Origin of the sequence: Rhodococcus sp. ZPP (genome assembly GCF_017656075.1) — a bacterium.
GTDB lineage: Bacteria > Actinomycetota > Actinomycetes > Mycobacteriales > Mycobacteriaceae > Rhodococcus_F > Rhodococcus_F oxybenzonivorans.
Window position 1 is genome coordinate 134,059 of record NZ_CP058638.1, and the last position, 13,646, is coordinate 147,704.

A 13,646-nucleotide genomic window follows, 5' to 3' on the forward strand; every position below is an offset into this window, starting at 1 on the left:
GAATGTCGGCCGGCGGGCAATCGGTCGGATGCCACGTCCTCGGGTCACGAATCCCGAACCGAACCGAACGAGCAGACAGGAATGGCATGGCCGACTCTCAATCCTCCGGACCGGATCCGTCGCCGACCCCCGAGAAGGATCCGGACGACTGGATCGCCGGAGACGAACCGATGACCGGGCCACAACGGTCCTACCTGCACACTCTCGCCCAAGAGTTGGGTGAGACCGTTCCCGACGACCTGACCAAGGTCACCGCATCGAAACTGATCGACGACATGCAGCAACGGTCGGGGCGAGGCGCCCGCGGCGAGAACTCCTCGGACACGTGAGACCGCCGGCGCGCGCTGGCCTCGGCGTTTCGTGCTGTCGGCAGCCGGGTAGGCGTTCGAGTACGAAAGGAGCAGTGACATGACGGACATCCATCGCAGTGATGCGCATCGGACCGGGTCGCCCGGTTCCACCCCGGCAGGCCGCTCGGACAACGTCGACGATCTGTCGACCGTGCAGCTCGTCGAGCGGCTCACCGAGCAGGTGTCGCAACTCGTCCGCACCGAAGTGAGTTCTGCCCTGACGGAGGTCAAGGAAAAAGGCACGCGTGTCGGTATCGGCGTCGGCGTGTCGGGAGCGGGCCTTCTGCTGCTGTTGTTCGGCTTGGCGACGCTCGTTGCCACCGCAGTGCTCGGACTCTCCACCGCCCTCGAACCGTGGATCGCCGCCCTGATCGTGGCCGCCGTGCTGACCATCGCAGGGTCGATCACCGCGGCCGTCGGCGGTCGTCGCGCGAAGAACGCGTTGCCTCCCGTTCCGGAGCAGACCACCCGCAGCGTCCGGGCGGACGTCGACACCGTCAAGGAGGGCTTCCGATGACCGAGGCACAGCAGCCGAATGGCGAGGTCACCACGCCGAGCCCCCCGGTCGAGCAGCAGCGGGCGGAACTGGCGGCCACCGTCGATGCTCTGCACAAGAAAATCGATATCGGCTCTCGGGCCAAGGCGCACGCACGCCACGACATCGAGACGCTGAAGCAGCAACCGCAACGCGTGGCAGCGGTCGGCGTCGTCGCTTCCCTTCTCCTCGTGCTGCTGGTGGTACGGCGGCGACGGAACGCCCACTGAGATCTCCACCCTAGGAGCGTATTTCAGATGCAGAAGGACACGAACGACGACCGGGAAACACCCAAGGGTGGCCGGCCCGGTCCTGCAGATCAGGGCAAGGACGGTGGCATGGCTACCCGGGAGAACGCGCCCGAGTTGGCCGAGGAATCGTCGGGATCCGATGACCCCGACGAATGAGCCGGGTGCGTCACCGGATCGTCCGTATCGACGAGGTCACATGAGCACAGGAGGTCGGCAGTGACGTATCAGCCGGACACCGGGGCCGGGAAAGGTCCCTCAGAGAACGAGCGTCCCCAGGACGACGCGCGGACCATCCGCGGGCACGCCGGGGAAGCGATCACCGACAGTCGCAACTGGCCGGGGTATTTCCTGATCGCCGCCGGAATCGCTGCGCTCGGGGCGACACTGGTCGGAGCAGGTTACGGTTTCGAGGGCTGGGCCGTGATCGGCACCATCATCTGTGTGGTGTGCCTCATCGGCGGCGCCACACTCGTGCTCCTCGAGCGCAAGCGAGTCAAGGCCCTCGACGGAGAATCGCTCACCGACCAGGAAGGTCATTGATCCGGGCTGTATCCCCTATCGGCTGCCCGGAGGATTTCCCCCCTTCCCCGGTCGGCAAGCATTTTCGGCTCGGGTGTCACAGTCGGACGTGTTCACCCCGCTCGAGCGGGAAGTTCTGGAGTACGCCGAAGCAATGAGCCAGACCCCGCCGACGGTGACCGACGACATGTCGGCGCGCCTGCTCGAGCAGCTCGGTGCCCCCGCCCTCGTGGAGCTCACCGCGTTCATCGCGCTGGCGAATTTCATGACCCGCACCAACGTCGCATTCGGCATCGAATCACAGGGGCTCGCGGCGGCATGTGATCTGAAGCCGCTCGCAGTCCGTTCGACGACATGACCGACGACCCGTTCGTCACCCACCGCAGCCTGCTCTTCACCGTCGCGTACGAGATGCTCGGCTCCGCCGCCGACGCCGAGGACGTCGTCCAGGAGACCTGGCTGCGGTGGGCCGACGTCGAGCAGGTCGAGATTCCGATCCGCGGGCCTACCTGGTGCGGATGGTCACCCGGCAAGCGTTGAACCGGCTCCGATCGGTGTCCCGCCGCCAGCAGCAGGAAGCCGTCGCTAGGTTCCTGGGCGCCGTCTCGACCGGCGACGTGCAGGCACTGATGGAGGTGCTGGCCCCGGACGTGGTGGTGATCGCCGACGGCGGCGGGCTGGTGGCGGCGGCCCGCAAGCCGATCACCGGAGCCGAGAGGGTGGCGGCCTTCCTGGCCCGCGCCGCGGTGGTCCCCGGTCTCACGGCGACCACCGCGTGGTTCAACGGGATGCCCGGCACCCGAATGGACATCGGTGGCTCTCCCACTGCGGTGAGTCTCGTGGTCGAGGACGGCCGGATCACCCGGGATCTACGCCATCCGCAACCCGCACAAGCTGGATGGCTGGACAAGGTGACGGAATTGCGGCGGTGACCGTCCCGGCTGGAGACGGGGCGCGATCAACGAAAAGAGCCCCGTATCAAGGGTTCTCGCCGTTCGAGGATGCCGGCGGTGTGTTCTCTGACCATCTCGTCGAGGTGGTCCCCCTGCGGCGCGAGCCAGAAGTCGCCGCGATCGATGCCGTCGAAGACCCGATCAGCGAAGGTGTCCGTGTCGAGGCCGTGCGTGGTGAGTAGTTCCCGCATCTGCGTGACCATCCGCTCGACTGCGGGGTGCGACACCCGGCCGTAGGGATTCTCGAACACGGAGGTGTTCACCGGTCCTGGTGCGAGGACGCTCGCGGACACCGGGGCTTCGACCATCGCCAGTTCCATCTGCAGGCATTCGGTCAGGGCAACCACAGCGAACTTCGACGCGCTGTACGGCGACATCATCGGTCCGGGTGCGAATCCGCCGACGGAGGCGGTGTTCACCACACGACTGGTGCCGTCCTGGTCGATCATTCTGGGGACGAACGCTCGGATTCCGTTGACGACGCCTCTCACGTTGACGCCCAGCACGGTGTCCCACTCGGATTCACCGAGTTGCCAGATGAACCCGGCCCGCATGATGCCCGCATTGTTGAACAGTAGATCGACTCGCCCGAAAGTCTCGAAGGCGGCGTCGGCGAGGGCGTCCACGGCCCCCTGATCCGCGACGTCGGTGGGAACGGCGATGGTATCGCCGCCCAGTTCTGCGGCAAGGTCGTGCACGGCCGCGGCGTCGACGTCGGCGAGTACCAGCCGCATACCGCGCCGCCTCGCCGTCCTGGCGAGTCCTGCTCCGATCCCACTGCCCGCACCCGTGACGACCGCCACCGAGTTCCTGCGCATGTCCGAATCTGTCACGGTGAATCCCCTAACCAGAGGTGGGCGGTTCTACTCTCGGCCGAGAATAAGAAGCGGAGCGGGCCCCGGACGCGCGGTGTCCCCCTCAGTGGGAACCGAATACGCAGCACACGCCGAAGGGATCGCCGTCGTTTGGCCGCTACGGCGCCCGGGTAGTCGGACCGTGTGTGCGGGGATTGTCCGTGCGCGTGTCCACCGACCAGGAGGTGCATCTCAGTGGCAGACGACAAGTCAGGTCCGGCCGAGGGTGTCAAGGGTGTCGTCGAAGACGTCAAGGGCAAAGCGAAGGAAGCAGCGGGAGCTGTGACCGGCAACGACGGCATGACTCGCGAAGGGCAGGCGCAGCAGGACAAGGCCGAGGCTCAGCGCGAAGTCGCGGAGAAGGAAGCAGCAGCCGAGAAGGCACGCGGCGAGGCGGCGGCCGAAGAAGCCCGGCAGCGCGCCGAGCAGGGTAAATAGGACGAGCAGTACGACTGTAGGCCCCGGGCCGACGAGCCACGGTGCCTGCAGTCGTGCGCCGGGACGCCCCACGCGGCGCCCATTCCCGGGGTCGTCGGTTTACTTCTCCTTCTTCGGGACATTCTGTACGCATGCCGAAGCGTGAACTCGACATCGTGCTGTGGCACGTACACGGTGCGTGGACCACGGCTTTCGTTCAGGGCCGCCACCGGTACCTCATCCCGACCCTGCCGGAGGGTGGGGACTGGGGACGTGGCCGCTGCGGTCGCCCCTGGCCGGAATCTGCCCGCGAGGTTTTTCCGAGGAGCTGCGCCGATCGAATGTCGACGTCGTGGTCCTGCAGCGCCCACACGAACTCGAACTCGCGCAGGAATGGCTCGGGCGGCAGCCCGGACGCGACGTTCCCGCACTGTATCTCGAACACAACACCCCCGCCGCCGGGGCCGCCACCACCCCGCATCCACTCGCCGGCCAGTCCGACATACCGATCGTTCACGTCACCCATTTCAATAACCTGATGTGGGACAACGGTTCTGCGCGCACGCACGTGATCTCCCACGGAATCGTCGACCCGGGACACCTCTACACCGGTGAACTACCGAGGGCCGCGACCATGATCAACGAACCGCAGCGACGGTGGCGGGTGACCGGCAGCGATCTGCTGCCGACCCTCGCGGCGGCGGCACCGGTAGACGTGTTCGGAATCGGAACGGACACTTGGACTCCGCCCGGATCGGAAGGTCGCGTGCGTGGATGTGGTGATCTGCTCACCGCCGAACTGCACCGTGAGGTCGCGCGGCGGCGCGTGTTCGTGCACACGGCGCGCTGGACTTCGCTCGGGCTGGCGCTCGTCGAGGCGATGCACCTCGGAATGCCTGTCGTGGCGGTGGCATCGACGGAGGTGCCGACTTCGGTTCCGCCGGAGGCCGGAGTCATCGCCGCCGATGTCTCCGTACTCGCACGCGCCGTCGCCGATTTCGTGCACGAACCGGACCGGGCCGAGTTGTACGGGAAGGCGGCGCGCGACTTCGCCCTCCAGAACTTCGGGTTGGGCACCTTCCTCGATCGGTGGGACGAACTCTTGGCCGAGACTTCCGAAGAGAACACCCGCACAACATAAACGGCGCGAGCCGGACGGAGGATGATGAAAATCGCGATGGTGTCCGAACACGCCAGTCCCCTTGCCGCTCTCGGTGGCGTTGACGCCGGCGGGCAGAACGTGCATGTCTCCGAACTGTCGGCCGGCCTGGTCAGGATGGGACACGAAGTGACCGTGTACACCCGTCGCGATTCGACCACGCTGCCCGACGAGGTCCCGACTCCCGCCGGTTATCGGGTAATTCATGTGCCCGCGGGCCCGCCCCGGGTTCTCCCGAAGGACGACCTGCTGCCGTGGATGGACGATTTCGGGGTCTACCTGCTCGGCGTCTGGGCCGCGGACCGACCGGATGTCGCCCACGCCCACTTCTGGATGTCCGGACTCGCCACCCAGTCCGCTGCCCGCCCCTCGGCGTGCCCACGGTGCAGACGTTTCATGCGCTGGGCGTGGTGAAACGTCGCTATCAGGGTGATGCCGACACCAGCCCGCACGACAGGATTCGGCTCGAGCTCGATCTCGCGAAAGCCGCCGACCGCATCGTGGCCACCTGCTCGGACGAGGTGTTCGAACTGGTGCGGATGGGTCTTCGCCGTTCGAGTGTTTCCGTTGTGCCGTGCGGGGTGGACCTCGACTTGTTCACTCCCACCGGCCCGGTGGAACCGACGCGGGCACGTCACCGGCTCGTCACCGTGGGACGACTGGTGCCTAGGAAAGGGTTCGACGTTGCCATCGCCGCCCTCCCCCAGCTGCCCGACGTGGAGCTGTTGATCGCAGGCGGTCCCGCGCACGGTTGCCTCGCCGAGGACCCCGAAGCCGCCCGGCTGCTCCACCTCGCCGACGAGCTCGGGGTGCGGGATCGCGTCCTGATGCCCGGCCAGATCAGCCGGGAACGGATGCCCGCCCTGCTGCGCTCGGCCGACGCCGTGGTGTGCACGCCGTGGTACGAGCCGTTCGGCATCGTTCCCGTCGAGGCAATGGCCTGCGGCGTTCCCGTTGTCGCCGCCGCGGTGGGCGGCATGCTGGACACGGTGGTCGACGGCGGAACGGGTCGGCTGGTGCCCCCACGGGATCCCGATGCGCTGGCAGCGGCGCTACGACGCCTGCTGGCCGACGACTCGGCGCGCGCCGTATTCGGTGCCTCCGGTCACGACCGGGCCCGCTCCCGGTACTCCTGGGATCGGATCGCCTCGGACACGGTGCGAGCCTATCAGCGAATCAACCCGTCCGAGCAGGGCGCCGGTTCCGTCGTCGCGCGATAACCGGAACCCGGGGCCACACGCTCATGACACGATTCGAACGCGCATTGGTCACCGGTGGCGCCGGCTTCGTCGGTTCTCACCTGTGTGAGGAACTGATCCGGTCGGGTACAGCGGTGTGCTGCATGGACAACGGGTCGACCGGCACTCCGGCCAACGTGCAGGCACTGCGCGATTCCCCCCTGTTCGAGTACGTCGACCACGACGTGAGCGAACCGTTTCCCGACGTCGGTTCGGTCGACGTCGTCTTCCACCTCGCGTCGCCGGCGTCGCCGGTCGACTACCAACGCCTGCCGGTGCAAACCCTGCTGGCCGGGTCGCACGGTACGAAGAACGGACTCGATCTGACGGTGGCTCAGGGGGCCCGGTTCCTCCTCGCCTCGACGAGTGAGGTGTACGGCGATCCCCTGGAACATCCCCAGCGCGAGAGCTATTGGGGAAATGTCAACCCGGTGGGTCCGCGCAGCGTGTACGACGAGGCCAAGCGGTACGCGGAGGCGCTGTGCGCGGCGTACGGCCGTGCGGGGCTCTGCGATATCGCTATCGCGCGAATCTTCAACACCTACGGGCCGAGGATGCGCGACGCCGACGGGCGCATGATCCCCACCTTCCTCGGTCAAGCCTTGCGCGGCGAACCGATCACCGTGGCGGGGACGGGACAACAGACGCGGTCGATCTGTTTCGTCGCCGACACCGTCGCCGGCCTGTGCGCGCTCGCCGAATCCGGGGAGCGGGGTCCGGTCAACATCGGGAATCCGGACGAGATGACGGTCCTGTCCGTGGCGGAACGCATCCTCGACCTCACCGGCAGCAGATCGCCGATTGTGCACATACCTGCCGCTCAGGACGATCCCCAGCAGCGATGTCCGGATATCACCCGCGCGCGGACCGCGCTCGGCTGGGCACCGCGCGTCGGCGCCGACGAGGGGCTGCGCCGCACGGTCCGATGGGTCACGGAGCACTCCGCCGCGGCGTGAACGGGTAAATCAGCTATAGGTGTTTATGGTGACTTTCCGAGGGTATTCGCCACCCAAATCGGGCGACACCGTTCCGTGCCACGTTGGACATCCGAATCGAGCACAACGAGAGAGGCGCTATGCGGATCCTGGGCATCAACGCCGTCTTCCACGATTCCGCGGCCGCGCTCGTCGTCGACGGGCAGATCGTGGCCGCCGCTGAGGAGGAACGCTTCTCCCGGCGAAAGCACGGGAAGCGGCCGGTACCCTTCTCCACCTGGGAATTACCCGAGCAGGCAGCAAGGTGGTGTCTCGAGGTCGGTGGGCTGCGTCCGCAGGACCTCGACGCCGTGGGTTACTCGTACGACCCAGAACTCGTCGACCACAGCCTCGACGGCCTCGATTCCGGGTGGGAAGAGCTGCGCACCACGTATGCGCGTCGCGCGCCACGCTTTCTCGCTACCGCATTACCCGGCCTCGACCCCGACAAGGTGCAGTTCGTGCGGCACCATGTCGCGCACGCGGCGTCCGCCGGGCTCGTCGCCCCCTTCGGCGACGGGGCCGTCCTCACCCTCGACGGCCGCGGTGAGAGTACCTCGATGCTCGCCGGTGAGTACCGCGACCGGAAGTTGGATATCCTTGCCATGCAACAGCTTCCGCACTCACTCGGATTGATGTACGAGTTCCTGACGGAGCACCTCGGGTTCGCGCGCTCGAGCGACGAGTACAAAGTGATGGCGCTCGCGTCGTACGGCAAACCCCGCCATCTCGAGTACCTTCGCGAACGGGTCTTCACCACCGACGACGGCGGATTCCGGACCCTGCCGATCGACTGGGACATGCTTGCTCCCCGCCGCGCCCCGAACTGCGAATTCGCCCCGAACACGCCGATCTCGCGTGCTCCATTCAGACCCGCCTCGAAGAGGTTCTGCTGGAGTTGTGTTCGTGGCTGCACCGGCGCACCAATGCCACCCAACTGGCCCTGGCCGGCGGTATCGCCCTCAATTGTGTTGCCAACACCCGCATCCACACCGACAGTCCGTTCGAACAGGTGTGGATACAGCCCGCCGCAGGAGATTCCGGGACCGCACTCGGCGCCGCGCTCAGCATCGCCGCCGAGGCGAGTGAACCGCTGTCCCGGTGGACGGGCGCCGCCCTCGGCCGCGGATTCTCCGACGAGGAAATCCGGGGAGCCCTCGTCGCGGCGAAGGTCCCGTTCACGGAACCGGACGATGTCGCGGCCGTCGTGGCCGAGGCGCTGGCCGACGACAAGATCGTCGCCTGGTTTCAGGGACGCGCCGAATTCGGTCCCCGGGCCCTCGGGCACCGATCCCTCCTGGCCCACCCCGGCCGCGCCGAGAACCTCGAACGACTCAACGACGTCAAGGGCCGAGAACAGTTCCGGCCGGTGGCGCCGATGGTCGCGGCGGATCGCGCCGCCGACATCTTCAGCCGCGGGCCGATACCGAGCCCCTACATGCTGTTCGTGCACGACGTGCACCCCGCGTGGCGGGACCGGATCCCGGCGGTCACCCACGTGGACGGCACCGCGCGCATCCAGACCGTCGACGAGGGGGCGGAGCCACTGGTCGCGCGCATGCTGACCGAGTTCGCGAAGCTCACGGGCCTGCCGGTCGTCGTGAACACCAGCCTCAACACCGCAGGCCGGCCGATGGTCGACAGCCCTCGCGACGCGCTCGAGTGTTTCGGTTCGGCCCCCGTCGACCTCCTGGCGATCGGGCCCTTCGTGGTGACGCGGCCGTCGGTGACCGGTCGATGACCCCGGTCATGAGCGAGGACGATCGGCGCGGACCCAGCGCAGTCGAAGGCAGCACACCTGGAGACACTGCACCAGGAGAGAGTGCAGTCGCCTACTCGGTCGTGATCCCGACGGTGGGCCGGCCGAGTCTCGACCGTCTCCTCGGGGCGCTCGCCTCCGCCACGGGTGCGCGGCCGCACGAGATCGTGGTGGTCGACGACCGTCCCGGCGACCACGGCCCACTTCAAGTGCCTACCGGCTATCTGCCCGTGCGGCTCCTCACCTCGGGAGGCCGCGGTCCGGCGGCCGCCCGCAACGTCGGCTGGCGGGCGGCGTCGAGCCCCTGGATCGCATTCCTCGATGACGACGTGATGGTGGCGCCCACCTGGTTCGACGACCTCGTCGCCGACCTGAAGGAGGCCGAGACGGCCGCGGCGGACGACCCGGTCGGAGCGTCGCAGGCACGCATCGTGGTGCCGCTCCCGACGTCCCGCCCGCCTGATGACGACGAACGCAGGACCGCGGCCCTGGCCGGTGCCCGATGGATCACCGCAGACATGGCGTATCGCCGGTCCGCGCTCCAGGCCGTCGGTGGCTTCGACGAGCGTTTTCCCCGCGCCTTCCGGGAAGACGCCGACCTGGCGCTGCGCGTGATTCGCGCGGGGTACCGCATCGTCGACGGAGCCCGCGTCACCACGCATCCGCCGGGACGCGGGACCATGTTCACGAGTATGCGGGCGCAGGCCGGCAATGCGGATAACGCCCTGATGCGCCGCAAGTTCGGCCCGCACTGGCGACACGAGATCGGCGAGGGTCCCGGACGCATGCGGGGACACGTCCTCGCGACCTCGGCCGGCGGCCTGGCCCTGGCGCTGGGCCTGGCCGGCAAGCGGCAGGCGGCAGTGGTCGCCGGTGCACTCTGGGCCGGCAGCACCGTCGACTTCGCGGTGCGCCGGATCCTTCCCGGACCGCGTACTCCCCGCGAGGTATTCCGGATGGCTTTCACCAGCGCCCTGATTCCCCCCGTCGCGTGCGGGTGGCGACTACGCGGGGAGTTTCAGGTGCGCCGGACCGAGCGGGAACGTCCGGCCGCCGTCCTGTTCGATCGAGACGACACGATCATCGTCGACGTGCCCTATCTTTCGGACCCCGACCTCGTGCGGCCCGTTCCCGGTGCGGTCGAACTTCTCGGGCGGTTGCGCGCACACGGGGTCCCGATCGGCGTGATCAGCAACCAGTCGGGCGTCGCGAAGGGCTTGATCTCACCGGAGCGGCTGGTCGCGGTCAATTCGCGGGTCGAGGAGGTTCTCGGCCCGTTCGACACCTGGCAGGTGTGCCCGCACGACGCCGCCGACGGCTGCGAATGCCGCAAACCCCATCCCACGATGGTCCGGCGGGCAGCGGAGGAACTGGGGGTGGATGTACGCCGCTGCGTGCTGATCGGCGACACCGGAGCGGACGTCGACGCCGCCCTGACCGCCGGTGCGCGTGCGGTCCTCGTCCCGACGACGCGGACATTGCCCGAGGAGGTGGCGGCCGCGCACCGCAAGGCAGCGGTGGCACCGACTCTCGTGGCCGCGGTCGCTCTGGCGATGGGAGATCGGCGATGACGGGGAACGCGTTGGTGGCCCGGTTGGACAGCGCCGGCGACGTCCTGCTCGCCGGTCCGGCGGTTCGGGCCGTGGCGCAGTCGAGCGCCCGCGTCACCATGCTGGTCGGCCCCCGCGGCCGTGCGGCGGCGGAACTGCTGCCCGGCGTCGACGACATCATCGAGTGGCAGGCGCCGTGGGTCGACTTCGAGCACTCCCCCGTCACCGCCGAATCGGTGCACCAACTGATCAAACAGGTCGAGACTCTCGAACTCGACCGCGCGCTGATCCTCACCTCGTTCCACCAGTCACCGCTCCCCCTCGCCCTCGTACTCCGGATGGCCGCGGTGCCCTGGATCGGGGCGATCAGCGAGGACTACCCCGGGGCACTGCTCGACCTGCGCCATCAAGTCGGCGGCGACCCGCCCGAGGCCGAGCGCGCGCTGTCGCTGGCCACCGCCGCGGGGTACGCGCTGCCGGCCGGTGACCGCGGCCGGCTCGAGGTTCGGCGACCCCTGCCCGACGTATCCACCGTCACCGGGGACACCCCGTACATCGTCGTCCATCCCGGGGCGGCGGTCCCCGCCCGCCGGATGACCGTGGATCGGAGCCGCGACCTGGTCCGCGGGCTGGTGGCGGCGGGTCTTCGCGTACTGGTCACCGGGACACCTGGGGAACGGGATCTCACCCGCGATGTCGCCGGGGACTGGGCCACCGACCTGGGCGGCGCGACCGACATGTTCGAGATGGCCGCGATCCTCGCCGGCGCACGGGTGCTGGTGGCCCCGAACACCGGGCCGGCGCACCTCGCCGCGGCCGTGGGCACGCCGGTGGTGTCCCTCTTCGCACCGGTGGTGCCCCCCGACAGGTGGGCACCCTACGGGGTTCCGCACCGGCTTCTGGGGCGCGCGAACGCACCCTGCGCCGGGACGCGGGCGCGCGAGTGCCCCGTGCCCGGTCATCCCTGTCTCGACACTGTCACCACCGAGGAGGTTCTCGCGGCCATCGAGCAGTTGACCGCGCACCCGGATGTCCGCACCGACGGAGGAGGTACGCCGTGATCGACCACCACAAAGCGGAAGACGACCGGACGTTCACGGTCGAGCATTTCGCGGAACTCAGTGATGCGCTGGCACGTAACCGAATGTGCGCACCGACGATCGCCCGCTGGGGCCGCCGCCTCGCCGAGATCTTCGCGGCCGATGGGCGGCTACTGGCATGCGGGAACGGAGGCAGCGCCGCTGAGGCGCAGCATCTGACGGGTGAACTGGTCGGCCGTTTCCGCGACGAACGCCGGCCGTTGTCGGCCATCGCCCTGCACGCCGAAACCTCGGCCGCCACCGCCATTCTCAACGACTACGGCGTCGAAGAGCTGTTCGCCCGGCAGGTCCGGGCGCACGGACGGCGCGGCGACGTCCTCGTCCTTCTGTCCACCAGCGGAACCAGTCCCAACGTGGTGGCCGCCGCCAAGGCAGCCCACGACATCGGCGTGACCACCTGGGCACTGACTGGTCCGGCACCGAATCCCCTTGCCGCACTGTGCGATGACGCCATCGCGGTGGAAGCGCCCTCGGTGGCGACGGTGCAGGAGATGCATCTTGCGCTGGTGCATGTGCTGTGCGCCGCCCTCGACGCCGAACTGGGAGTCACCTCGTGACGCCGCTCGTGGTGATCGGCGACACCCTGCTCGACGTCGACATCGAAGGTAGCGCGGACAGGTTGTGCCCGGAGGCGCCGGTGCCCGTCGTCGACGTGGAGCGGCGGTGGGAACGGCCCGGCGGCGCCGGCCTCGCCGCACTCCTCGCAGCCAGATCCACCGGGCAGGTCGTGCTCGTCACCGCCCTCGGCACCGATGCCGACGCCGACCGGCTCACGAATCTGCTCGGCTCCGGGGTCGAGGTCGTCGCGGTGCCCCTCGTCGGCACCACGGTCTGCAAGACCCGGGTCCGCGCGGGAGGTCAGTCCCTGGTCCGCCTCGATTCCGGCGGCGGGATCGCGACAACCCAGCCGTTGGGAGTACAGGTGCGGGAGGCCATCACCGGTGCGGGTGCCATCCTCGTGTCGGATTACGGACGCGGAATGGCGAACCACCCCGAGATCCGGGCGCTCGTCGCCGAACGCGCTGCGCACGTTCCGGTGGTGTGGGATCCCCATCCCCGCGGCTCGGCACCGGTGCCGGGTGCCCGGCTGATCACACCCAACGACGCGGAGGCCACCCGAGCCGAACCCGAGGCGCGTGGACCACTCGACCGGGCCGCCGGGCTGACCGTGCGGTGGGACAGCGACGCGGTGGCGGTCACGGTCGGAGCCGCCGGGGCAGCACTCGCCACCCGGTCGTCCGGCACGAGCGGAATGATCGCCGTCCCCGAATCGGCTCGACTCGCCGCGGCGAGCAGGCCCGACACGTGCGGCGCCGGAGATCGCTTCGCCAGTGCGGCGGCCACCGCACTTCTGGACGGGGCTTCGGTCGAGCAGGCGGTGACCGCGGCGGTCGAATCGGCCGCCCGCTTCGTCGGCCTCGGCGGGGCCTCCGCGGTCTCGGTGTGTTCCTCCACGCAGGCGCCTGCCCTCGGCGGCGGCGACGCTCACACCGACCCGTACGAGTTCGCCGTTCGCGTGCGCCGGAACGGTGGACGGCTGGTGGCGACCGGCGGCTGTTTCGACCTGCTGCACCGCGGGCACGTGAGCCTGCTTCAGCAGGCCCGCATGCTCGGTGATGCGCTGATCGTCTGCCTCAATTCGGACGACTCGGTGCGCCGCATGAAGGGCGCCGACCGCCCCCTCGTACGCGCCGAGGACCGCGCGCGGGTGTTGTCCGAACTCGGTTCGGTCGACTCCGTGGTGATCTTCGACGAGTCCTCGCCCGCCGAAATCCTCGGACGCCTGCGCCCGGATGTGTGGGTGAAGGGCGACGACTACGCAGACAAGGAAATTCCGGAAGCGGAGGTGGTGCGGCGGCACGGCGGTGACGTGGTGTTCGTGCGGGTCGTCGACGGCTACTCGACGACCCGGATGCTCGCGACCGCCCGGGCGGCAACTCGAGCCGACCCCCGTGACGGCCGCAACTACCCCGGGCCGCGGTGACGG

General features: G+C 68.8%; 12 protein-coding genes and 5 pseudogenes. 16 read left to right on the forward strand and 1 reads right to left on the reverse strand.

Features of this window, described 5'->3' with window-relative positions; all coding sequences use genetic code 11:
- The first annotated feature begins 86 nt into the window (after positions 1-86).
- The 7 genes and pseudogenes from HYG77_RS00730 (at position 87) to HYG77_RS00760 (ending at position 2,570) form a co-directional block, all read left to right on the forward strand.
- A complete protein-coding gene (locus HYG77_RS00730; RefSeq protein ID WP_208961598.1) occupies positions 87-329 on the forward strand; it encodes a DUF3072 domain-containing protein in 243 nt (80 codons plus the stop codon).
- Positions 330-408: 79 nt separating this feature from the next.
- Positions 409-867, forward strand: coding sequence for a phage holin family protein (locus HYG77_RS00735; RefSeq protein ID WP_208961599.1), 459 nt, complete (start codon positions 409-411; stop codon positions 865-867).
- Positions 864-1,115 carry a hypothetical protein gene (locus tag HYG77_RS00740; RefSeq protein WP_109329906.1) on the forward strand — a complete coding sequence of 84 codons (252 nt, stop codon included), beginning with the start codon at positions 864-866 and terminating at the stop codon, positions 1,113-1,115. The genes HYG77_RS00735 and HYG77_RS00740 overlap by 4 nt, the downstream gene beginning before the upstream one ends.
- 27 nt (positions 1,116-1,142) lie before the next feature.
- On the forward strand, positions 1,143-1,292 hold the full coding sequence (locus HYG77_RS00745; RefSeq protein ID WP_208961600.1) for a hypothetical protein: 150 nt from the start codon (positions 1,143-1,145) through the stop codon (positions 1,290-1,292).
- A 60-nt stretch (positions 1,293-1,352) separates the two neighbouring features.
- On the forward strand, positions 1,353-1,676 hold the full coding sequence (locus HYG77_RS00750) for a hypothetical protein (protein WP_109329905.1): 324 nt from the start codon (positions 1,353-1,355) through the stop codon (positions 1,674-1,676).
- Between the two features lie 79 nt (positions 1,677-1,755).
- Positions 1,756-2,013, forward strand: a pseudogene (locus HYG77_RS00755) (carboxymuconolactone decarboxylase family protein); the annotation flags it as partial.
- A pseudogene (locus tag HYG77_RS00760) lies at positions 2,010-2,570 on the forward strand (sigma factor). The pseudogenes HYG77_RS00755 and HYG77_RS00760, both read left to right, overlap by 4 nt.
- A 43-nt stretch (positions 2,571-2,613) precedes the next feature.
- Here HYG77_RS00760 and HYG77_RS00765 read toward each other — a convergent pair.
- A complete protein-coding gene (locus HYG77_RS00765; RefSeq protein ID WP_208961601.1) occupies positions 2,614-3,441 on the reverse strand; it encodes an SDR family NAD(P)-dependent oxidoreductase in 828 nt (275 codons plus the stop codon).
- A gap of 216 nt (positions 3,442-3,657) precedes the next feature.
- Between HYG77_RS00765 and HYG77_RS00770 the strand changes: the two genes are divergently transcribed.
- The 9 genes and pseudogenes from HYG77_RS00770 (at position 3,658) to HYG77_RS00810 (ending at position 13,643) form a co-directional block, all read left to right on the forward strand.
- Positions 3,658-3,900 carry a CsbD family protein gene (locus HYG77_RS00770; protein WP_109329899.1) on the forward strand — a complete coding sequence of 81 codons (243 nt, stop codon included), beginning with the start codon at positions 3,658-3,660 and terminating at the stop codon, positions 3,898-3,900.
- 131 nt (positions 3,901-4,031) lie between these two features.
- A pseudogene (locus tag HYG77_RS00775) lies at positions 4,032-5,020 on the forward strand (glycosyltransferase).
- 24 nt (positions 5,021-5,044) lie between these two features.
- Positions 5,045-6,258: pseudogene (locus HYG77_RS00780) on the forward strand (glycosyltransferase).
- Positions 6,259-6,281: 23 nt separating this feature from the next.
- Positions 6,282-7,232 (forward strand): UDP-glucuronic acid decarboxylase family protein, encoded by a 951-nt coding sequence (locus HYG77_RS00785; protein ID WP_109329895.1) that lies wholly within the window; start codon positions 6,282-6,284, stop codon positions 7,230-7,232.
- Positions 7,233-7,351: 119 nt separating this feature from the next.
- A pseudogene (locus HYG77_RS00790) lies at positions 7,352-8,991 on the forward strand (carbamoyltransferase C-terminal domain-containing protein).
- A gap of 8 nt (positions 8,992-8,999) precedes the next feature.
- Positions 9,000-10,580, forward strand: coding sequence for an HAD-IIIA family hydrolase (locus tag HYG77_RS00795; RefSeq protein WP_208961602.1), 1,581 nt, complete (start codon positions 9,000-9,002; stop codon positions 10,578-10,580).
- The gene (locus HYG77_RS00800; RefSeq protein ID WP_109329889.1) at positions 10,577-11,620 is read left to right on the forward strand and encodes a glycosyltransferase family 9 protein; all 1,044 of its coding nucleotides are present in this window, start codon (positions 10,577-10,579) and stop codon (positions 11,618-11,620) included. The genes HYG77_RS00795 and HYG77_RS00800 overlap by 4 nt, the downstream gene beginning before the upstream one ends.
- A gap of 83 nt (positions 11,621-11,703) precedes the next feature.
- Entirely contained in the window at positions 11,704-12,216 is a 513-nt protein-coding gene (locus tag HYG77_RS00805) for an SIS domain-containing protein (RefSeq protein WP_109335090.1), read from the forward strand.
- Positions 12,213-13,643: a PfkB family carbohydrate kinase gene (locus HYG77_RS00810; protein ID WP_244373386.1), complete on the forward strand. Its 1,431-nt coding sequence runs from the start codon at positions 12,213-12,215 to the stop codon at positions 13,641-13,643. Before HYG77_RS00805 ends, HYG77_RS00810 begins: the two co-directional genes overlap by 4 nt.
- Positions 13,644-13,646: the final 3 nt, after the last annotated feature.